This is a genomic window from Candidatus Methylomirabilis sp., assembly GCF_028716865.1.
Taxonomy (GTDB): domain Bacteria; phylum Methylomirabilota; class Methylomirabilia; order Methylomirabilales; family Methylomirabilaceae; genus Methylomirabilis.
Genome location: NZ_JAQUOY010000017.1, coordinates 1 through 19798, shown reverse-complemented (window position 1 = coordinate 19798; position 19798 = coordinate 1). Strand labels below are relative to the sequence as shown.

Sequence of the window (19798 nt, the reverse complement as noted above, 5' to 3'; positions counted from 1 at the left end):
AAAGAGCGGGGATGGTGTGATGCCCCGGGGGGGCGGGGAGACAGTGGAAGAACAGTTCGTCGCTATCACGCTTCATCGAATTGCCGGAAAGCTGGTCTGTGGCGCCGTCACCCTGGCCAGACAGCCGGATCGCTCATGGTGGGGCAAGTGCCAAAAGTGCGGGGAGGAGTTTCGGGTGGAACCGGACGCCCGGTTCGAGGGGCAGGTCCGCGCGATGAGGAACTGACCAATGCTGAACATCGAGCTGAAGGCGCGCTGCGAAGATCTTGGAAGGCTGCGAGAGCGTTGTGAGTCGCTCGGCGCGGAGGGCCAGGAGCCGGAGCGGCAGGTCGATACCTATTTCAGCGTCAGCTATGGCCGCCTCAAGCTTCGGGAGTCGCTCGAGGCGGGCGCTGAGTTGATCCGTTATGTGCGAGAGGATGTGGCCGGGGCGCAGGAAAGCCACTACGAGCTGTATCCGGTCGAGGATCCTGAAGCCCTGAAGGCGATCCTGACCGCAGCACTTGGGGTCAGTGTGGTGGTTGCGAAACGGCGCGAGACGTTTGTGATCGGCAGCGTCCGGGTCCACCTTGACAAGGTGCAAGGGCTGGGCAGCTTTGTTGAGCTTCAAGGGACTGTCGATGAGCCGGGAGAGCTGCCGCTGGTCGCCGACGAGGTCCAGGACGTGCAGCGGGTGCTGGGGATCGATCCGCAATCGCTCGTCAAAGAGTCCTACGCGGTCTTGGTTGGAAGGGCGGAGGTGACGCAAGGACCTTGCGCTAATTGACCAGTTCGCCGATAAGATCCAAGATCGCTCTTAGATCCTAGGGGGACCCCGCATGGAGCATCGCAGGCTTGGACGCACAGGCGTTCAGGTATCGGAGATCGGTTTTGGGGCCTGGGGGATCGGCAAGGGGTGGTGGGGCGAAACCGACGACACCCTCTCGGTCAGGGCTTTGGCGAGGGCGCTGGAGTTGGGCCTCACCTTTATCGATACCGCGCACGCCTATGGCAATGGGCACAGCGAACGACTGATCGCCAGGGCCTTCAAGGAAGTTCGTCGCCGTGTCTTTGTCGCCACCAAGGTTCCACCGAAAAGCGGCGGCTGGCCGCCCAAACCGGGGACCACAGCGCGGCAGGCTTTTCCCGCGGATTGGATCATCACGCACACAGAAGAGAGCCTCCGAAACCTCGAAGCAGAGCACCTCGACCTGCAGCAGCTCCACGTCTGGCGAGATGAATGGCTCAGTGAGCCGGAGTGGCAAGAGGCGATATATCGATTAAAGCAGCAGGGAAAGATCCGATTCTTTGGAGTCTCAATTATCGATCATCAGCCAGGCAGCGCGCTAGAGCTTGTGAGGTCCGGGCTGATCGATACCGTCCAGGTGATCTACAATATCTTTGACCAATCCCCGGAAGAGGACCTGTTCCCCCTGTGTCGAAAGTATGACATTGGCGTGATCGCCAGGGTCCCTTTCGATGAAGGGGGCCTGACTGGCAGGCTCACTCCGGACACGACCTTCCTCAAGGATTCGGTTCAGAGTTTCTATTTCCGTGGGGACCGGCTGCGTGAGACATGCGAGCGCGTTGATCGACTCAGACCGCTGCTGGAGGGGGAAATCAAGACGGTGGCGCAGCTCGCACTCAAGTTCTGCCTGAGCCACCCGGCAGTCTCAACCGTGATCCCCGGCATGCGCCGGCCCGAGCATGTGGAGGCCAACTGCTCGGCCTCCGACAGTAAGCCGCTTGATCCCGAGACGCTCACCGCCCTGAAAGCCCACGCCTGGCCCAGGAACTTTTATCAGTAGGCGGGCGCCAAGCCTTTCTCATTTGTCGTCTACGCGGCATCGACATCAGGCTGCGGGGTAGCGTCCGCTGTTCTGGCTCGTCATTCCGTGCGTGACAAGCCTGCCCCGTACTTGATACGGGGGAATCCAGTCGGACCTTTCTGGATACCGGCCTCCGCCGGTATAACGCACTCGCGGCAAGCCGCCTGGAATGAACTCTCAGTAGATTCAACCATATCATACGCCATATATTCATATGGTGTAATCCCGAATCCTGTGTTAAGCTTGCCCAGTGAAAAAGGTACAGTTTGAATGAGATCCCAACAAAGATGCTGAAAACCAGCTTGAGCATGGGGTACCGTTCTCCCTGGCTCAATACGCTTTCGCCGACCCTCATCGTGTCATCGCGGAAGACCTTGCTCACAGTAAGAACGAGAAGCGCTATTTCTGTTTCGGCAAGGTCGAGGGCGGCATTCTGACTGTCCGCTTTACCTATCGCGGAGGTGTGATTCGTATCTTCGGCGCCGGTTACTGGCGGAAAGGCAAGGCCATTTATGAGCACAAAAATCAAATATACCGATGAACCTTTCGAGGCCAAAGTCATTCGAGACTTCCTGCCTCCCCCCTCGGATCTCGCGTTCCGAGAGCAAGGAGTGAAGGTCACCATCGCTCTCAGCAAAAAAAGTGTTGATTTCTTCAAATCCGAGGCAGCCAAACACAATACGCAGTACCAACGCATGATTCGCCGACTTGTTGATGCCTATGTAGACTCGTACGCAAAGCCTCAATCGCCTCGTTTAACACGCGCTCCCCGCAAGCGAGCAACTGGTTAGCTCGAGCGTGAGGGGTCCATTGTCTTCCCTGGGAGAACGTAATGGCGATCTCGCTGGACGCCAGGGTCGATAATTTCCCAGAAAAGCGTCTGTCGTGTCTATTGCTTGAATTGAGTCTTATCGGATCGTAGGTCGGGTTAGCGCAGCGTAACCCGACAACTCGGCCACGGCGAAAGGCGTATCAGAAGCTGAACGCTGACGGTCTTTGTGGACTCCAAGAGCGGCTCACTCGACAGTTGAACATCAGGGGTAGTGCGCGTTGCTCTGAGTTCGCGTATATGCTAACATGCCATTATGTCCTTCGAGATCGAGTACTTCCACGAGCGGGTACTCCACGAGATTGAGTCGTGGCCTGTGGACGTCCTCGCGGACTACGCGCGCTTGGTCGAACTGCTGACCGAATATGGACCAACGCTCAGGCTTCCGTACTCGCGAGCTCTTGGTGATGGCTTGTTCGAGCTTCGGCCTCGCGGGCGTTCGAGCGTTGGCAGGGCGTTCTACTGCTTTCTCGTCGGCAAACGGGTCGTCGTGCTGCACGCCTTCCTCAAGAAGTCACAGCATACGCCCGATCGAGAACTGAAGCTGGCGCGCAAGCGCCTGAAGGAGGTATCAGATGCCTGAACTGAAATTTAAGCCCATCCGCCATAGCCATAAGGAATTCCTTGCCAAGGCGGCAACCCGCAAGGGATTCATCGAAGCGTACGACGCCCTTGCGCTTGAGTACCAGGTAGCCAACCAAATGCTCAAAGCACGATCCCGTGCAGGTCTGACGCAAGACGCCGTCGCAGAACGGATGGGTACGACGAAGAGCGCGGTCTCCAGGCTCGAATCGGCCGGAAAGCACGCTCCGTCGCTCGCCACGCTCAAGCGATATGCCAAGGCTGTGGGGTGTGAGCTTCAAGTACGCCTTGTGCCGCAGAAGACCGCGTGACGCCCAACCTTTCGACCAGTCGGATCGCCTGCGAGATGTGCTTTTGGACAACAGGCCGTAGGTCGGGTTAGCGCAGCTTGCCCTCAAGTTCTGCCTGAGTTACCCGGCGGTCTCAACCGTGATCCCGGGGATGCGCCGGTCCGAGCATGTGGAGGCCAACTGCTCGGTCTCCGACAGTAAACCGCTGCTACCTGAGGAGCTCGCTGCGCTGAGGACTCACGCCTGGGCCAGAAACTTTTATCAGTAGGTGGAGCCAGACCTTTCTCATCTGTCGTCTAGCGCCAGCATCGGTGACACGTTCATCCACTACTACCGCCCACACCTCACATCAGTCGCGACCAAGAACGCCAAGCAGCTCCCGAAAGTAAAACTATTCATCATCGACGAACTCTTTTGGGGCTGGCAGAAGACCCAGAAGAGGCACCTTGAAGACGGCGGCATCTATGGTCAGATCCATCGGCCTGGTCCAAAAACAGAGATAGGAATGAAGCAAAAACCTTGTGGGCCGCATGAGGAGCGGATATAAAGGGCGTGGCGACCACAAACCCTTTAACCTATACGAGGCTGCCCTTCAAGCTCGAACGGACAAACGAACCGCTGGCTACGCATAAAGGGGCTTAGCCCTCATGGCGGAGTACGGCTTGTCTTGGGGCTTCAGGCGCTCGTGGCCCGGCACACACGGATTGCCACGCTTGCGCGCTTTGGCGGCATCCACCGGCAGTGCTGGACGTTGCGCGGGGCGCTACGAGGGCGGCTGCTAGCGTTTGATCTTTCCATTTATCAAAGCTCTGCAAAGCGACCTACCACGACTCTATTCCAGCAATACCTCGTTCAGCTTCGCTTCCCATTCATCCTCATCCAGAACCTCGAAGCGGAGCACCTTGTCTTTCATCTCAAGGCCAAGTTCGTTCCAGTTTCTGGACTTCGCCTGTCGCGTGCAGATGTCGAACACTTTGCGGATGTAATTGGTCTTGGCGTTGTCCTTCAGGTGCAGACCCTTGGTTTCAACCACGTAAACGCGCTCGTAATCCGTGTGAGCGTTCCTGTCGGTCGCCGTGAAAATGAAGTCGGGATAAATGCGGTGCTCCCGCCATCCCTGAATCGAGTAGTCATGCCTTGCGCGATTTCGGAACCAGAAGAAAAGCCGATGCTGGTTTTCCAGATACCAGGCAACCGCTTTCTCGGTCTCGTTGAAGTCATCCTCCGGCACCGCCTCGTAAAGACTAAACTCAAGTTGCCCGCCCTTTTCCTTTGTCAGAATCTTTGAAGTCGGCTTGATCGCTATGGACTTCGGGAAAGACCAGTCGAGGTTGTTGCCGATGATCAGGAAGCGAAGCTCATCCTTTTCCAGCATCGAACAGAAGACCCGCTCGGCCAGTCGGTCTTTCTCAGCTTCAAGTTGCTTCCGTAGTTCTTCGATCAGGAAAACAAAGTTATTAGCAATAAGCCGCTCAGCGTCCTGCTTGCCGCCCATCGTGTAGAAATGATTCAAGACCCGCTTGGCGAATTCGTGTGCTTGCCAGGGGTTCGGCACGATGTCACCGATTTGTCGCGTCATGAAGACCGGATCAACGCGGATACCGCCCTCCCTCAAATCATGAATGCCTCTAGCTTCGATCACTCGATGTCTGTCCTCGGTCAGCGTGACGCCGATCTCAACGTCTTTCTTCTCGTACTCGGAAAGAGTCAATTGCATGACCGGCCTCAACGTCACTTCATCCCACGGAATCCGGGCCGCAATGTCCATTTCGTAGTTGACGGGCCTCCAGCCGTGGCTGTTCTTGACCACGAAAACCGGAAGAATCGTTCGGCCTGCGGCCTGCTTGAAGTGCTCGCGCATGTCGAAAAGCCGGTCCATGTCATCGCCGGTCATACCGCCGCGTTCGTCTTCGGTGGCGATATGTCCTCGCAAATCGCCCAAACCTTCCTGGGCAAAGCCGTCGCGAATGCTTTCCAGTAATGTATTGGCGCGTTGCTGGAAGCAAAACACATAGCTTTCGTCAAGTTCCCGGAGTTGGGTCTTCCGCGCGTAGGGTTGTCGCAGAATACGACCGACAAGCTGGGTTAAGGCATTCTGTGAAGATGGATTCGTCAGAATCACGAGCACGTAAGCGAACGAGCAATCCCAACCCTCTTGAAGTGCCTGCTTAGTGATGATGTAGCGGACTTTGCAGTCCCGCCCGAGAAGCCCGCCCACGTCGTCAACTTCCTTGAGTTCATCCTTTTCGCTTGTTTTTACCGCGATCTGTTCCGCCGGGATGCCCATCACCTTCGTTAAATGTTCCCGGACTTGCTCCGAATGAATCCAGCGTCCGCCCTGTTGATCTTTCCCTGTGCGCTCAACTTGAATCAGGCAAATCGGGCGGATGTGTATGCCCGTGTTCGCCTCGTACTCCTTGGCCTTTTCCTCCAACACATTCCGCTTGTTCACCCCGGCAAGCAGGGTGTCCTTCCAGTCCGGGCTTGCCTTGTTCACGACGTGGAGATCCAACTTGATCATTTCCTCGTGGTGCAGTTCTCGGCCTGTGATGTCCACGAGGATATTGCTTTGAACCGGCGTCGCCGAAAGCTCGGCAATCAGGCAGGGGTTGAAGTCGCGCAAAGTCTCCTGCGCCCCCTCGCTGTAAGCCTTGTGCCCTTCGTCGAGTATAATGACCGGCGAAAGTGTTCTGAGCGTGTTCCCCAATGACGTTTTGATCTGCCGCCCCCAAAATCCACTTTGCTTCTCGTAGGTGTCCAAATTCGGGAAGCGTTTGAGCGTGGCTTCTTGGGCCTTAATGTCGTCCTCTGGCGGGAAAAAGTCCTGAAAACCGCCACTGTCCTTGAAGACCTTTAAGGTCTCTTTCGTCTTCCGGTTCGCCGATGGAAGCATGAGCATCAGCACGACAAGACGTTCCTGCACATCCAGCGGGGCAAAGTGGTCCGTCTTTTCGAGAATCAGCGTATGTCCTCCGCTCGCAATGTCGAGGTGCTGGCGGTAAGGGTGGTCCCGGTCTTTCAGGTGCTGAATCGTCTGCCGGTAAATTTGCGTTGTCGGCACAATCCAGAGCACAAGTCCGGTCTGTCGCCTCCTGTAAACGGTGTTCACAAGGTCAACCGTCTTGACTGCCAAGAGCGTCTTGCCGCCGCCTGTCGGGACTTTTAGGCAAAACGTCGGCAATAAGTGGCCCAGCCCGTTCTTGCGCGGCAGATACCGGCGCGGAAGTTTAGCCTTTTCCCATGCCTTCGCCGCAAAGTCAAAGGCCAAGTCTCGATCAGTTATGCCTTCGGCCTTCTTCTTCAGATCGGCCAGAAGTTCGAGGTAACTCCTGATCCCGGCCAACGCTCTTTGCTGGTATTCTTTTAGCTGCATAATCTGAATGCGCCACAAGCTGATTTCAGCAGGCTGGGACCCCTGTTTTTGTACCGATCCAATCAAGCATGTTCTTGAACACTGGACACTGCAACTGTCCGGATTCCGAATGAAGAATCTGCTGGAGGTCAGTCACCGTACCTAATACTGCCGCTGCGTCTTTCGTGTCCCGGTACGCGCGACCTTTCTTTCGAAGATACAGCGTTTGTACAACACGCTTCGGGGGCTGGTCTTGGTTCTGATCTTCCACGGGATGTCGCCAGTGCCCCAAGTGATCGCTTGTTCCCAAGTGCGCACGAAGTTGATCACGGGCTGCCAAGAGCAACATCTCCAGATCATGCGTCAAGGAAGATGGATGAAAGCGCTGAATGAGGTTTGCTGCATCCAAGCCTTTTTGAGTGATTGTGTCTTGGACAAGTTTGCGCTGAAGGTTAACGAGGTCATTTACGGTAGCATGCTGGTTCGGGGTGCCGACAAAAGGCTGGTTCGGATAAAAATCCGGTAGTCCCACAACGAGATCAAGGGGGTCCGCCAAGAGCTTTTCGGTGGCGTGTGGTCCAATCTTGCGGAAGAAGCGGCTCTTGTCGTCTAGCGGTATCAATTGAACGCCCCAGCCAGCTTGACGCAGGGCAGTTCTCCATTTCGCCCACAGAGCGTTTAAGGCGATCCGGTCTGACTCGCCTTCAACATAGACCCACACCTTCATCCGATAGCCTCTAATTCGCCCGAGCGATGAAGATCGCCGAGGGTTTCCCCTGCAACATCCTTCAACATTTCCACTAGAGTCTTTCGATCAGATGGACGACACCATGCCGCCTTGAAATCCTCGCCGCGTGACATCACGGCCACATCATCAATGCTAAACCGATTCAGGAGATCGGGGCTGTGGGTGGTAACAAGTACCTGCGTTCGCTCCGACGCTGTTTTGATCATGTCGGCCACTACAGGCAAAAGCCGTGGATGCAATCCGCTTTCAGGCTCGTCTAGTGCAACGAAGGGTGGCGGAATCGGATTCAACAGGGCCGAGGCCAGACACAAGAATCTCAACATGCCATCGGAAAGCTCCCACATCTCCATAGACCGCTCCATCCCTTTTTCTCTCACACGGACAAGAACTTGAGCGGGCGCGCCTAGGGTAGTGTCGCAATGGATTTCTTCAAATGCCGGGTAAGCGGCCTTGAGAAATTCGCGGATATCGGTCGCGGCCTGTCGGTAGTCGTACCGCGTGAGGATTTCATGTAGGACGGTTCCGAGATTCTCGCCATTCAGAGCAAGCATGGTCATCGGCTTGATTTCTGCCGCCTTGGTTCGAAGACCTGAGAATCTAGTCACGTCAAAGCCTGGATAAAACGTCATGTTCGCGAGGAGCACTCGTGCGGACGAAGGGATCGGGAACTCATTGAAGAACCTGATCTGCGAAAGCATCAGGGCGGGCTCTTGAGCCGCAGGTGGCAACCCGAGATCGCTTCCATTTTTGGATTCTGTTCCCGTCTCGTGAACCTGCTGCGAAGGCGGCATCGCTTCATCGAAGGGCATAAGCTTGCGATGCTCGCGGCTGTAGACTTGCCTGCGAAATAGTGTCGCCTCCAGATACTTGAAAGCTTCAGCGTAGCCTTGGTATGGTTCGCGTGTACGAAGGACTTCGTATTGTGCCTGGGCTTGTCCCTGCACGTCACCCTGAAGGATAACCTCGTAGATAAACGCTTGGCTGTCATCAAGAGGTAGGCGGCTCCAAAACGGATCCTTCGGTTTGCTGAATGTGATCCGCCAGCTTAACTTGCGATCTTTTCTGGCCGCGTTCAGTAAGGAGTTCATTCCCCAATGCCAACCGATGGCCGTGTTGAGAGGCAAATCAGAGCATTGTGCAATACACTGAAGACAGTCAAGTAAAGTGCTTTTACCGACTGCGTTCGCGCCGATAACCACCGTTAGCGGCCGCAACTCTGCGGCGAAGCTGTCGAGTAACCGATAGCCCTCTATCTCAATTCGCTTAATCATGTTTCACCTCGTCAGTTCATAAATCTCAAAAGGCAACTGCGCGAAGTCAATGCGGTGTTGGTCAAGGTGCTCTTGATCCAGATACTTGGTCGGCGCAAACACCAACCGTCGCTTGTCCTTCTTCAAGGGCGGCAGGCTCTTTGCCATGTCCAGCGTCAGCGCTAGATTTTTCAGCTTTGCAATGTTCGGCTCGTAGAAGAGGAACGCCTGATAATTTCGGCTCTCACCGATAAAATGCTTCTTCTCGTCAACAGCCTTTTCGTCGAATTCCTCACCGGTCGCCGTGTAAAACACGTAACGGGCAAGTTCTTTGTAGGTCGGTAAGCCGTCGCCATCGAGGATGCTTTCAAGTTCGATGGCCTTGCCGAGCCTGAAGAAGCTGAACGACCCGCCGAGGCCCTTCTTCAGAACCTCATCCTTCGATGTCGGCACACCTTTGATTACGCGGCGAATACGCTCCGCTGTAATGGAATCCGCATAGTCTTCGCACTCGATTAGGATGAACCGGCGGTTGCCATCATCTTCAGCGTTGAGCGACAAGACTGCATGACCTGTCGTACCAGAACCGCCGGTGCAATCAAGAATTAGGTCAGAACTCTCCGCAGAAGTGGCGATTCGGAGAAGGTGCTTAATCAAGCCGACTGGCTTCGGGAACTGAAGAACAACTTGGTCATCGAAAACACTGCGCAAATCTGCCGTGCCCTCTTGTGTATAGATTTTGTCAATTATAGAAAATGGCTTGGCCCCCCGTTTTTCGCCAGCCTCATCGATCAGGTACTGTTTGTATGAGACCGAATAGCCATCGTCTGTTTTCGTAAAAACAAGTTCATCTTGTGCAAGCGCTTTTTCTGCGCGGTCTCGACTCCACCACCATTGGCGTTTGGGCCGAATCTCGCTTCCATCGGGAGCTTTGATCGGAAAGACCAAATTCTCTCTTTGATCCATACTTTTTGTTGCTTCCAGAGGCTTGATCCTGTAAGGCCCGCGTTCCGCAAATTTGGAGTCGCGGTATTTGTAGTACCGCGCTTCTGCCTCCTCGTCGGGCGGCAGCCACAAGTCGGGGACGTTCTGCTTGTTTCGTGCGTACATCAGACAATACTCGTGCTGACGGACAACGTATTTTTCTTTTGCTCCACCCCCATAGCTTTTCTTCCAAATGAACTGTTCGACAAAGTTGTCTTCGCCAAACACCTCATCCATCAGCGCTCTGATACGATACTGCTCGTTGTCATCAATCGATAAGAAAATGACGCCATCTTCGATCATCAGTTCGCGGAGCAACTTCAACCTCGGCATCATCATGCAGAGCCACTTGTCATGGCGGGTCAAGTCTTCGCGGTCAACGACTTTGCCCAGCCATTCCTGCATCATCGGGGAACTCACGTTGTCGTTATAGGCCCAACTCTCGTTGCCGGTGTTGTAAGGGGGGTCGATGTAAACGCATTTGATTTTCCCGGCGTAGAGTGGTAGGAGAGCTTTGAGGGCCTTCAGGTTGTCGCCGTGGATAATCAGGTTGTCATGGAGAGTCACCCGATCCGTCAGGCTTTTGGCCTTGACCGGGACAAGTTCGTGATACTTCACCAGCAAATGATAATTCTGTACGAACGTTTTGCCCTTAAACTGTAGTTGCGCCATGAAGACCTCGCCCCAAAACAGAGACAGAAATGAGGTGAAAGTACCCAGTGGACGTATTGGGAGCGAATATGATGGGGGTGAATGACTACAAGCCTTTTCACCCACAAGGTGATGGTAATAATATGCCAAATAGTACCACCCTTCAAGCTCGAACAGATGTGACGGGCTCACAGCCGAGTCTCAGCAACGTCTATCGCTGTTGTTGGGTATGGCCGGTAAATTGAACCTGAAAGGCTCGTGTGCTATTCTCCTTCGCGTGCAGACAGGTCTCTGTTTATTGGGATGAAGATCCCCAGGAGGACACGCAGACGTGGACAACACCTGGAACGATTACGTCATTGCGACCTATCGTCTCGCCGGCGGAGGCGATTGGACGAAGAAGGCGGAGACGATCGCGCTGGGTATGACGGTCGGGAGTTGGCCCGGTCTGTCGGTCGAGAGACAGACGGCCCTTCAGCGCCATGCCGGCCGCGTGGTGACGGTCGAGGCGGGCCTGATTCGTATCGCCTACCCGCTCGCGAATCTCACGCCGGACCTCCCATCACTGCTGACTGCCACCTTCGGCAAACTCTCGATGGATGGGAAGATCCGCCTGGTTGATCTCGCCCTGCCGCCGACCTTCGCCGCCGCCTTTCCGGGGCCGAAGCTTGGAGTGGAAGGGGTGCGCGCGAGACTCGGAGTTCATAGTCGGCCGTTGCTCATGAGCATCTTCAAGGCCTGCCTGGGGCTTACACTCCAAGAGCTGGCCGAGGGTTTTTTCCAGCAGGCGTTGGGCGGCGTCGATCTGATCAAAGATGACGAGATCTTCTTTAACGATACAGACGCGCCTTTCGAGCAACGTTTGGAGGCGTGCCTGCAAGCGGCCGAGCGAGCGCGACGAGAGACGGGCCAAGTCGTCCTGTATGCGATCAACCTGACCGGTCCGGTGCATCGGCTTCCCGAGAAGGCCCGACGGGCGGTGCGGCTTGGTGCGAATGCGTTGCTCATCAATGTCCTGCCCTACGGATTTGACCTCTTGCATCGGCTGGCCGAGGATCCGGAGATTACCGTCCCACTCGTGGCCCACCCGGCGCTGGCCGGAGCGCTCTATCCTTCTGGCGACTACGGCATCGCCGCGTCACTGTTGTTGGGGACGCTGATGCGGCTGGCCGGGGCCGACCTGGTCCTATTCCCGTCCCCTTATGGTGGGATGGCCCTGGAACGGTCCGAGGCTCTGGATCTGGCTGGGCGACTTACGGACAAGGACGGCCTGCCCCACCGCCGAACCTTTCCGGTCCCGTCAGCGGGGATCCACCCGGGCCTGGTGCCGCACATTATGGACGATTTCGGCCTCGATGTCGTGGTCAACGCCGGCGGAGGCATCCACGCTCATCCGAGCGGCGCGGCTGCGGGTGGGCGGGCCTTCCGCGCGGCAATCGCCGCCAGCGTGGCCGGTATTCCTCTGGAAGAGGCAGCCACAGGGAGCAGCGATCTACGGGCGGCCCTTGACCAGTGGGGTAGCGGCAAGGCCCGAATCCCTAAAGAGTTTTCGGCATGAGCCGGCAGACAGTCATCTTCTGCGACTTCGACGGGACGGCCGCAGAGCAGGAGGTCATCGTCTCCCTCTTCAGGGCCTTTGGCCCGCCGGGATGGGAGGCGGTGCGTGATGCGATCATCGCCGGGACGGTGAGCGTGCGGGAGGGGGTCGGTCGCCTCTTTGCCCAGATCCCTTCGTCCCGCGTCCCGGAGATGGTGGCGTATGCTCGGCGGATCGCCACGCTGCGATCCGGACTTCGAGAGTTTTTGGAGTATTGTCGGGTCCATGACCACCGGTTTTTACTGACCAGTGGAGGGATCGACTTCTTTATCTACCCCATCCTGGAGGGGATCCTGCCACGAGATCAGATCTATTGTAACGGAAGCGACGTGAGCGGCCCTACGGTACGCATCCTCTGGCCTCACGGGTGCGACGAGCACTGCCGGGCCGATTGCGGGATGTGCAAGCCCAGCATCATGCGTCGCTTTCCGTCAGCGCAGTATCGCAGGGTGGTGGTGGGGGACGGGGTCACGGACCTGCCAGCGGCCAGGCTGGCCGACCTGGTCATGGCCCGCGACCTGTTGGTCGTCAAGTGCCGGGAAGCCGGAATTACCTATGAGCCGTTTGAGACCTTCTACGATGTCATGGCGGTACTCGACCGTGTGGGGGCGGAGGTGTGCGGATGACAACAGCGCACCAAGCCACAGAGCCAGCCCTGACAGCGCTGGTCGAGATTACGGTCAGTTTTGCTAGACGGGGATGGTTCCCCGCGACCAGCGGTAACCTTTCGGCTCGGGTTAGCGCCCCTGGCGAGCCGCTCTTACTGGTCGTCTCCGCCAGCGGTCGGGACAAAGAGGCGATGACGGCGGCCGACTTTGTTCTGGTGAACGAATCGCTTCAACCGGTGGAGCCAGGATTTCAGCTTGTGGGGAGCAAAGCCGTACCGCGCCCGTCGTCCGAGACGGTGGTTCACGCCCGCATCTATCAGGCAACCGGGTGCGGATGTGTCTTACATGTGCACACGGTGTGGAATAATCTGATTGCCGACCGCTTCTCCTCCCAAGGCGCGGTTGTGCTCCGGGATCTTGAGATGATCAAAGGGCTCGACATCTGGGAAGAGGCAGCAGAGATCCGGGTTCCCGTTGTGGAGAATTTGTTTAAGCTTCCTGCCCTGGCAGAGGCCGTAGCGGAGCGGATTACGGACCCGAGAGTGCCGGGGATCCTGATCCGGCGCCATGGACTGTATGTCTGGGGGGCCAATCCCTTCCAGGCCAAGCGGCACATCGAGGCCTTCGAGTTCATGTTTGAATACCTGCTCCGGATGGGAGGTGAAGGATGACGGCGATCAGGCTACACCGCGACAACCGGCGCATCGAGGCGCCGGTAGAGATGGCGAGCTTTCTCGACGGGGAAGGCCTCCTCTACCGCAACTGGGATGTGTCGAAGCTATGCGGTGGATTGCGGGACAACTACGCCCTGACCGATGCCGAAAAGGCGGAGATTTTGGCGACGTTTGACAGCGACCTGGAGAAGCTCAAGACCGAAGGGGGGTACGTCGCAGCCGATATCGTTGTCCTCTGGGAAAAGACCCCCGACCTGGAGAGCCTACTCGGGAAGTTCAGCCGGGAACATCATCACAGCGAAGACGAGGTACGGTTCGTGGTCGATGGCCACGGCATCTTCACGATCCGCGGGCGAAGTGGCCGCTACTTCGACGTCAGTGTCGGTCCCGGCGATCTGATCACCGTGCCTACGGGCACCCGCCACTGGTTTACACTGGCCGAGGATCGTCGAATCAAGTGCATTCGCCTCTTCCAGGACCCCGCCGGTTGGGCGGCCATTTACGACGAGACCTGAGGCAAGACGCTGGAACGACCTCCAGCCATTGGGGTTGCGCGAGACCCCATCGCCGCAAGAAGCGCACAGGCAGACATGGAAGCCACGCTACGAGTCCTGAATGACCTGGAGCAGGCCGGGGTGATCAGCCGCTATGCCATCGGTGGGGCGATGGCTGCCACGTTCTACGCCGAGCCGCTGCTGACATTCGATCTCGACGTGTTTGTCGCGCTGCCTCAGACTCCTGGTGGTCTCCTGACGCTGGAACCACTGTATGGGGCACTTCGCGCGCGGGGCTATCGCGAAGAGGACGAGTGCATGAATATCGAGGGAGTGCCGGTACAGTTTCTGCCAGCCTACAATGCGCTACTGGAGGAGGCCTTGACTGAAGCGCGTGAGACGCTCTACGAGGCCACGCCCACTCGCGTGTTACGCGCGGAGCATCTGGTTGCCGCCGCGCTCCAGACCGGTCGGGATAAGGACCGTGAGCGGGTACGCCTGCTCCTCGATCAGGCTCATCTCGATCGGGACTATCTGATGGGCGTACTCGGACGGCACGGATTAGAAAGCCGATGGACCCAGTGGAACCCCTGAGTCCCGAGGTAACACGGCTGTTTGCCGCGAAGGAGCAGCGTCGGCACAAACTGGCCGGGCTGCCGTTTCCAGAGAAGGTGTGGGCGGTGGTGCGCCTCCAGCGGATGGCCGAGCCTATTCTCCGCGCACGTGGCCGGCAGGTACGCGTGTGGGACATCGAAGGGGCGGTGAGGGAAGCCGAGGGCCGAACGGCGCAGGCTGAATAGCCGGAGGGACATTGACACAACTCAAGCCCCACAGGCCCACGAGGCTGCCAGCGTGCCGTGGCTGAGGGAAGAGCTACACTTTAGCTGAGGCCGGCTCCCTTTTCGCTACCACAAAATGCTTGACCGCCTCCCCGATTTAGCGCAAGAGATCGTTAGCTACCCTTCTTTCTCGTGGAGGGACCTGGCTGCCGCCTGCCCCAGGTAGTCCAAGCAGGGAGGACGGCATGGGCAACCCCACTGAAACGAGGACAATTCACCACCCCTCTCATCAGAGGGCAAGGAAAGGGACCCTTGTCGTGCTTACTCCTCCATCGGTGCCGCCAGCGAAGCTCGCTTTCTGCCGCCTACACCCGCATGTGCCTGTCTGTTGATAGATGGGTGCTAAGCACGGTCCAGGACTGCTGGGTCATAGTGGGGTGAGTACGACGCCGATGCATGCCCCCGGGCTGGACTGCTTGCTACCCGTGGACGTCGAGGCGGTTCTGCCAATTCTGACTAAGGATGCTGCTCCATGCTCACTCTTGCGCAGCAAGGCGCCAATGGACCCGGAGTTCCTGCTCAGACCCAAGTGAACCTGATGCCAGATTAGATGGTAAGGCTGTCAGACTTAAACACACTAGGGCGGTCCGTGTAATTGAAGTTAGACAACGCGGAGAACTCACGATGCCCGTGCCTTATAACCCCGCTCATCCGGATTGGTCGGCGGTCCGTCGTATCTTCTTTGATTGGTTGCGCTCTGATCCGAATGCCAATCAGCTCAATACGACGGGCGATGCCTATCAACGATTCGTCGAGTACGCGAACAACAATCGCGAGCCTCAGGTCCTAGCCTTCCACGTGACTGAAGTCTTCTGGCAGTTGCTTATCGAAGGAATCGTCGCCCCTGGGATGAACTCGTCGAATCAGAACCTGCCGTGGTTCCACGTCACAGAGTACGGAAAAAAGGTCCTGGCAGAGGAGGCCGGGCATCCCCGATGAGCCGGCTACTTCGCGCGGCTACGAACGCGGGTACCTCAGCCTGACCCGACCGCGCTTGCTTACTGTCGTAGCAATGTCAATATGTCAGGCTAACAGCAACGTGAAAATGTCAGGGTGCGTGCGCATAGAGTTGAGCTGCGGTCGTGGTATCCGGCCCATACCTCGATATCTCCCGACGTCCGTTCGTGCGCTGTAGGCTAATTGTGCAAGTCGTTGTGGAGTCAAACCGGGCAAGACGGTCGTGTTGGAAGTAAATTTCCACCGAACCATCCAGGAGCACGTGGACATCGACGCCTTTATGAGCCCAGGAGACGAAGGGCGAGCGCTTGGGCAAGGGCAGGACGACCCCCTGGAACGCCACCGTGTTGTCCTTGGCCACCACCCGCCGGTACTTGAAGCAGAGGGTCTGGATGAGGCGCGACCGGTCGACCGGTCGTCAGGCTGGCACGGCCTCGGCGGGAGCCTTCGCGAATCGGCGGTTGTGCTGGGGGAGGACGCGATCGAGAACGGCCTGGGCCTCCGCCGGGGTCGTGGCGTCCGCCAGCCGCAACTCGCTGACCAGCCGGTCCTGGAAGGTCCCCCACAACCGCGCGACCCGGCCCTTGGCCTGCGGGGAGCCGGCCGGGATCAGCGTGATGCCCAGCTCGTGCAAGGCTCAGCCCACCTGCGTCAGGGGCCGCTGTCCCGCAAGCTGCTCCTCCAGCGTCGGCGCCCGGTCCGTCCAGAAGATCGAGTGCCGATCGGCGTAGACGGCCTGCGGGAGCCCCTGCTGCATACCGATACGCCAGAACAGCTGCAGGTAGGCCCACGTGGTCTCGTGGTCCACAAAGACGGCCCAGGGGACCTGACCTGTGGCGTCATCGATCGCCCCGACCAGGGGTGAGGGCGGGGCCTCTGCCCTCCAACCAGTCATGCGGGCTCCCATCGACCTGCAGAAGCATCCCCTCCGCGGCCCGTCTCACTCGTCGAGCGCGGTGTCGAGGGGGCCGGCGCTTGCGGGGGGACGCGAGCCCCTCGCATCGCAGGATCTGGCGCACCGCCTCCCGCGAGACGGTGATCCCTTCCACTTCGGCGAGCTTCTCGGTCAGGTGGTGGTCGTTGAACCCGCGATACTTGGTCCGGGCGAGCTCCACAATGCGGTGGCGCGTCTTCACTGGCAGCTTCCGAAGCGAGGACCGGCCGCGATTGCCATGGATCACCCCGCGGCCCTCCTTTCCGATCCGGGCCTTGATCCTAAAGCTCTGACGCTCGGAGACCCCAAGCACCATGGCCGCCTCTGCCATCGTCAGCTCCCCGCGAAACACGCGTTCAATAACAGCGACTCGTTGTTGTTCTCTCATCGTCAGCGCTATGGTGTCCATGGCCTGACATAATCACATGGCTATTAACCCCTGACAGAATTACTTTGCTACCACACACCAGTATTTTTGGCTTGACAGAGGGGAGGTAGCTTTATAGGCTTCCCCGCAACGTGACGTAGCCCCCAGTTTCGGATAGAACTGTCCGCAAAGAGAGGGTCTTTGATGCCCCTACGACACGAAGCGCAGTGTTCCCCATGGGCACAATCGAACACGCTTGTTGAATCTACTCACGCCCCGGAGTTGCTGAAGGAAGTTTACCGCGGCGCCACGTTTTGACCGGACCTTCTCCATGGCCTCACAACCAAGGTGTAGGATATTGCGGCGGATAGCTAAAAAACGGTCTCAATGGAGCATCTGTCTTATGGGCGGGTTCGCACTCATGTGCCTTCTGATGGCCTGCCTCTCCTCGTCGTCTCTTGCCTCCGTCCCTTCGGATCGTGTCTTCCGCGGGATGGGTCTCGACGATGATCACCTCGTCCATCAACCGATACTACCCCAAAGGGAACACAGACTCCACGCGCTGCCGATGTTGCTTGCCGGGACACCGAGGGGAGGGCTGTGGCGCAACGCTGCGAGCGCCTGCCTGCCAACCGGAGCGCCTTACCTGTCTTGGTCCGCGTTCGCAGGCGCTCCGGAGCGCACACGGGGGAGCTTGGGCGCGATGATTGCAAGTGCGTCCGCTGCCAAAGCGGAAGCAGTGTCGTTATCTGGATGGTTCACGGTGATATGGAACGACAAGACTCGGTATGTGCTGACAGACAACCAAGGCCAATGGACTGAGCTGCTCCTAGATGAGGAGATAGCCAAACCGTTCGGTGGACCACTGACTCTTAACCGCAAACGAGTGACAATCGTGGGGGAAAAGGTGACCGCGCCCCCTGGAGCAGTCCGGGTCTTGTCGATCGCGTTGGAATAAAGAGGAGGAGACCATGCGGGCATGTGGTCGGATCGCCGCGAGATGGATGGCGTTGCTCCTGGCCATCTTGATGGTGGCGTATGCGATGGCGCCTCAGTCGGTCGCAGCGCAACAGGAGGCGTTGTCTGGGCGGTTTCAGGTGACCTGGGGGGACCCGCCTCCGGGCTCAAACCTAGATGCGGTGCAGGCAATTGCGATGATCGACGACCAGGGGCAATGGACGTCCGTAGCATTGGACGAAGCTCTCACCAGGCCGTTTGGTGGTCCGCTGGCCCTCAACCGCAAACGAGTGAAAATCGTCGGGGAACTGATGGGCGCGCGCCATGAGGGGATGCAAGCGGCGCAGCCACGCCCAGCCATTCAGGCGCGCTCCATCGAGGTCGAGCAGCCCGAGGATGCTGGAACCGCCGGGGCTGAAGTCAGTTCCTTGGCAGTGACGGGGGGATCCCAGCCGTGGGTGACCATCCTCTGCCGCTTCGCAGATTCGCCCGACGTGACCCCTCATGATGTAAGCTTCTTTAACACGCTGATGGGCGCGTCGTATCTGGATCGCTACTGGAGAGAATCGTCCTACGAGAATATTAATCTCACAGGGAGTGTGGTGGTGGGCTGGTACAATTTGCCCCAGCCGAGATCTTATTATGTGGACGACGCCACCGGAGTTGCCTACTTGGGCAAGTTAGCGGACGACTGCACCGCCGTGGCCGATGCTGATGTGTTCTTCCCCAAATTCGCAGGCATCAATTTGGTGTTCAACGGTGGCCTCAATTGCTGTTCCTGGGGTGGGAGCACGTGGTTGAGTAGAGATGGGCAGGACAAGGGTTATGCGGCCACGTGGATCGCGTCATGGGGGTACGATTCTGCGCTTATGGCTCATGAGATGGGACACGGCTTTGGGCTCCCTCACTCGTCCGGTCCGTATGGTCAAACGTATGACTCTTCATGGGACGTGATGAGCCAGCGCAACGGGACTTGTGTCTCTTTCGATCCCATCTACCGTTGCAACCCGCCCCATACCATCTCATACCACAAAGACAAACTTGGGTGGATACCGCCTGGACGCAAGTATGTGCCGACGCCTGGCAGCAGCCAGACCATCACCATTGAGCGGCTAGGCCAGCCTGCCTCTGGCAGCAATTACCTCATGGCGCAGATCCCGTTCGGGGACTCGACCACACAATTCTACACTGTGGAGGCCCGGCGCTTTGCAGGCTACGATACCAATGCCCCCGGCGAAGCGGTCGTGATCCATCACGTTAATTGGGGCAGCGCCCAGGTCGTGGATCCTGACGGCAACTGGGACCCGAATGACGCGGGGGCGATGTGGACTCCCGGCGAGACGTTCACTGATCCGGCGACCGGGATCACCGTATCCGTTGATGCCGCAACCGCGACCGGCTTCCAAGTCACCATTACAACTACCATCATCACATCAGGCACCCTCGCGGTCACGACCACCCCGGTCAGGGGGGGCATTGTTGTTGACGGCATCCATAGGGGCACCGGCTCCTGGAGCGGCACGGTGTCGACCGGATCGCACACCGTCTCCTTTGGCACGATCGCAGGCTATACCACACCGCCGCCACAGACGGTGACCGTCAATGCCGACCAGACAACCTCTGTCACAGGGATGTATACCGCTGTGCCCACCGGCACCCTCGCGGTCACGACCACCCCGATCAGCGGAGACATTGTTGTTGACGGCATCTACAGGGGCACCGGCTCCTGGAGCGGCACGGTGTTGGCTGAATCGCACACCGTCTCCTTTGGCACGATCGCAGGCTATACCACACCGCCGCCACAGACGGTGACCGTCAATGCCGACCAGACAACCTCTGTCACAGGGATGTATACCGCTGTGCCCACCGGCACCCTC

The 19798-nt window shown here is 58.0% G+C and carries 21 protein-coding genes and 2 pseudogenes; 18 read left to right on the top strand and 5 right to left on the bottom strand.

Annotated elements, in window-relative coordinates; translation table 11 throughout:
- The first annotated feature begins 19 nt into the window (after positions 1–19).
- From PHV01_RS08085 to PHV01_RS08050, 8 genes and pseudogenes are all read left to right on the top strand, one after another.
- Complete coding sequence (locus tag PHV01_RS08085) at positions 20–226, top strand: hypothetical protein (RefSeq protein WP_337290649.1); 207 nt, start codon at positions 20–22, stop codon at positions 224–226.
- Between the two features lie 3 nt (positions 227–229).
- The gene (locus PHV01_RS08080; protein ID WP_337290648.1) at positions 230–766 is read left to right on the top strand and encodes a class IV adenylate cyclase; all 537 of its coding nucleotides are present in this window, start codon (positions 230–232) and stop codon (positions 764–766) included.
- Positions 767–818: 52 nt separating this feature from the next.
- On the top strand, positions 819–1787 hold the full coding sequence (locus PHV01_RS08075) for an aldo/keto reductase (RefSeq protein WP_337290647.1): 969 nt from the start codon (positions 819–821) through the stop codon (positions 1785–1787).
- Between the two features lie 271 nt (positions 1788–2058).
- Positions 2059–2349: pseudogene (locus PHV01_RS08070) on the top strand (BrnT family toxin).
- On the top strand, positions 2321–2599 hold the full coding sequence (locus tag PHV01_RS08065; RefSeq protein ID WP_337290646.1) for a hypothetical protein: 279 nt from the start codon (positions 2321–2323) through the stop codon (positions 2597–2599). The pseudogene PHV01_RS08070 and the gene PHV01_RS08065 overlap by 29 nt, the downstream one beginning before the upstream one ends.
- A 294-nt stretch (positions 2600–2893) precedes the next feature.
- A complete protein-coding gene (locus PHV01_RS08060; RefSeq protein WP_337290645.1) occupies positions 2894–3220 on the top strand; it encodes a type II toxin-antitoxin system RelE/ParE family toxin in 327 nt (108 codons plus the stop codon).
- Positions 3213–3530, top strand: a complete 318-nt coding sequence (locus PHV01_RS08055; RefSeq protein WP_337290644.1) for a helix-turn-helix transcriptional regulator — start codon at positions 3213–3215, stop codon at positions 3528–3530. The genes PHV01_RS08060 and PHV01_RS08055 overlap by 8 nt, the downstream gene beginning before the upstream one ends.
- Before the next feature lie 76 nt (positions 3531–3606).
- A pseudogene (locus PHV01_RS08050) lies at positions 3607–3777 on the top strand (aldo/keto reductase); the annotation flags it as partial.
- A 564-nt stretch (positions 3778–4341) separates the two neighbouring features.
- Here the strand turns inward: PHV01_RS08050 and PHV01_RS08045 are convergent.
- Genes PHV01_RS08045 through PHV01_RS08030 form a run of 4 tightly spaced genes read right to left on the bottom strand, consistent with a single transcriptional unit; the run spans position 4342 to position 10515 of the window.
- A complete protein-coding gene (locus PHV01_RS08045; protein ID WP_337290643.1) occupies positions 4342–6948 on the bottom strand; it encodes a DEAD/DEAH box helicase family protein in 2607 nt (868 codons plus the stop codon).
- The gene (locus PHV01_RS08040; protein ID WP_337290642.1) at positions 6908–7588 is read right to left on the bottom strand and encodes a hypothetical protein; all 681 of its coding nucleotides are present in this window, start codon (positions 7586–7588) and stop codon (positions 6908–6910) included. Before PHV01_RS08040 ends, PHV01_RS08045 begins: the two co-directional genes overlap by 41 nt.
- Positions 7585–8880 carry an AAA family ATPase gene (locus PHV01_RS08035; protein ID WP_337290641.1) on the bottom strand — a complete coding sequence of 432 codons (1296 nt, stop codon included), beginning with the start codon at positions 8878–8880 and terminating at the stop codon, positions 7585–7587. The genes PHV01_RS08040 and PHV01_RS08035 overlap by 4 nt, the downstream gene beginning before the upstream one ends.
- 3 nt (positions 8881–8883) lie before the next feature.
- Entirely contained in the window at positions 8884–10515 is a 1632-nt protein-coding gene (locus tag PHV01_RS08030) for a site-specific DNA-methyltransferase (RefSeq protein ID WP_337290640.1), read from the bottom strand.
- A gap of 337 nt (positions 10516–10852) precedes the next feature.
- Here PHV01_RS08030 and PHV01_RS08025 point away from each other — a divergent pair, with 337 nt between their 5' ends.
- From PHV01_RS08025 to PHV01_RS07990, 8 genes are all read left to right on the top strand, one after another.
- Positions 10853–12052 carry a 2,3-diketo-5-methylthiopentyl-1-phosphate enolase gene (locus PHV01_RS08025; RefSeq protein WP_337290692.1) on the top strand — a complete coding sequence of 400 codons (1200 nt, stop codon included), beginning with the start codon at positions 10853–10855 and terminating at the stop codon, positions 12050–12052.
- A complete protein-coding gene (locus tag PHV01_RS08020; protein ID WP_337290639.1) occupies positions 12049–12717 on the top strand; it encodes an MtnX-like HAD-IB family phosphatase in 669 nt (222 codons plus the stop codon). Before PHV01_RS08025 ends, PHV01_RS08020 begins: the two co-directional genes overlap by 4 nt.
- A complete protein-coding gene (gene mtnB / locus PHV01_RS08015) occupies positions 12714–13370 on the top strand; it encodes a methylthioribulose 1-phosphate dehydratase (protein WP_337290638.1) in 657 nt (218 codons plus the stop codon). Before PHV01_RS08020 ends, mtnB begins: the two co-directional genes overlap by 4 nt.
- Positions 13367–13888, top strand: a complete 522-nt coding sequence (locus tag PHV01_RS08010; protein ID WP_337290637.1) for a cupin domain-containing protein — start codon at positions 13367–13369, stop codon at positions 13886–13888. The genes mtnB and PHV01_RS08010 overlap by 4 nt, the downstream gene beginning before the upstream one ends.
- A 75-nt stretch (positions 13889–13963) precedes the next feature.
- Entirely contained in the window at positions 13964–14461 is a 498-nt protein-coding gene (locus PHV01_RS08005) for a hypothetical protein (RefSeq protein WP_337290636.1), read from the top strand.
- Positions 14440–14667 carry a hypothetical protein gene (locus PHV01_RS08000; protein WP_337290635.1) on the top strand — a complete coding sequence of 76 codons (228 nt, stop codon included), beginning with the start codon at positions 14440–14442 and terminating at the stop codon, positions 14665–14667. Before PHV01_RS08005 ends, PHV01_RS08000 begins: the two co-directional genes overlap by 22 nt.
- 663 nt (positions 14668–15330) lie before the next feature.
- The gene (locus tag PHV01_RS07995) at positions 15331–15645 is read left to right on the top strand and encodes a hypothetical protein (protein ID WP_337290634.1); all 315 of its coding nucleotides are present in this window, start codon (positions 15331–15333) and stop codon (positions 15643–15645) included.
- 241 nt (positions 15646–15886) lie between these two features.
- Positions 15887–16528, top strand: coding sequence for a hypothetical protein (locus PHV01_RS07990; RefSeq protein ID WP_337290633.1), 642 nt, complete (start codon positions 15887–15889; stop codon positions 16526–16528).
- Here the strand turns inward: PHV01_RS07990 and PHV01_RS07985 are convergent.
- Positions 16503–16985 (bottom strand): hypothetical protein, encoded by a 483-nt coding sequence (locus PHV01_RS07985; protein ID WP_337290632.1) that lies wholly within the window; start codon positions 16983–16985, stop codon positions 16503–16505. The two genes, PHV01_RS07990 and PHV01_RS07985, sit on opposite strands and share 26 nt — an antisense overlap.
- Before the next feature lie 382 nt (positions 16986–17367).
- Between PHV01_RS07985 and PHV01_RS07980 the strand changes: the two genes are divergently transcribed.
- Both PHV01_RS07980 and PHV01_RS07975 read left to right on the top strand, forming a co-directional pair.
- On the top strand, positions 17368–17922 hold the full coding sequence (locus tag PHV01_RS07980; RefSeq protein WP_337290631.1) for a hypothetical protein: 555 nt from the start codon (positions 17368–17370) through the stop codon (positions 17920–17922).
- Between the two features lie 13 nt (positions 17923–17935).
- A partial coding sequence (locus tag PHV01_RS07975; protein ID WP_337290630.1) for a hypothetical protein occupies positions 17936–19798 on the top strand: 1863 nt, incomplete at its 3' end.

What these genes read in the sequence shown, in the direction of transcription:
- PHV01_RS07995 (WP_337290634.1), top strand. Translation starts at nt 15,331, where the DNA reads ATGCCCGTGCCTTATAACCCCGCTCATCCGGATTGGTCGGCGGTCCGT.
- PHV01_RS07980 (WP_337290631.1), top strand. Translation starts at nt 17,368, where the DNA reads ATGGGCGGGTTCGCACTCATGTGCCTTCTGATGGCCTGCCTCTCCTCG.
- PHV01_RS08030 (WP_337290640.1), bottom strand. Translation starts at nt 10,515, where the DNA reads ATGGCGCAACTACAGTTTAAGGGCAAAACGTTCGTACAGAATTATCAT.
- mtnB (WP_337290638.1), top strand. Translation starts at nt 12,714, where the DNA reads ATGACAACAGCGCACCAAGCCACAGAGCCAGCCCTGACAGCGCTGGTC.
- PHV01_RS08080 (WP_337290648.1), top strand. Translation starts at nt 230, where the DNA reads ATGCTGAACATCGAGCTGAAGGCGCGCTGCGAAGATCTTGGAAGGCTG.
- PHV01_RS08085 (WP_337290649.1), top strand. Translation starts at nt 20, where the DNA reads ATGCCCCGGGGGGGCGGGGAGACAGTGGAAGAACAGTTCGTCGCTATC.
- PHV01_RS08005 (WP_337290636.1), top strand. Translation starts at nt 13,964, where the DNA reads ATGGAAGCCACGCTACGAGTCCTGAATGACCTGGAGCAGGCCGGGGTG.
- PHV01_RS08075 (WP_337290647.1), top strand. Translation starts at nt 819, where the DNA reads ATGGAGCATCGCAGGCTTGGACGCACAGGCGTTCAGGTATCGGAGATC.
- PHV01_RS07985 (WP_337290632.1), bottom strand. Translation starts at nt 16,985, where the DNA reads ATGAGAGAACAACAACGAGTCGCTGTTATTGAACGCGTGTTTCGCGGG.
- PHV01_RS08035 (WP_337290641.1), bottom strand. Translation starts at nt 8,880, where the DNA reads ATGATTAAGCGAATTGAGATAGAGGGCTATCGGTTACTCGACAGCTTC.
- PHV01_RS08010 (WP_337290637.1), top strand. Translation starts at nt 13,367, where the DNA reads ATGACGGCGATCAGGCTACACCGCGACAACCGGCGCATCGAGGCGCCG.
- PHV01_RS08055 (WP_337290644.1), top strand. Translation starts at nt 3,213, where the DNA reads ATGCCTGAACTGAAATTTAAGCCCATCCGCCATAGCCATAAGGAATTC.
- PHV01_RS08020 (WP_337290639.1), top strand. Translation starts at nt 12,049, where the DNA reads ATGAGCCGGCAGACAGTCATCTTCTGCGACTTCGACGGGACGGCCGCA.
- PHV01_RS08065 (WP_337290646.1), top strand. Translation starts at nt 2,321, where the DNA reads ATGAGCACAAAAATCAAATATACCGATGAACCTTTCGAGGCCAAAGTC.
- PHV01_RS08000 (WP_337290635.1), top strand. Translation starts at nt 14,440, where the DNA reads ATGGACCCAGTGGAACCCCTGAGTCCCGAGGTAACACGGCTGTTTGCC.
- PHV01_RS08060 (WP_337290645.1), top strand. Translation starts at nt 2,894, where the DNA reads ATGTCCTTCGAGATCGAGTACTTCCACGAGCGGGTACTCCACGAGATT.
- PHV01_RS08040 (WP_337290642.1), bottom strand. Translation starts at nt 7,588, where the DNA reads ATGAAGGTGTGGGTCTATGTTGAAGGCGAGTCAGACCGGATCGCCTTA.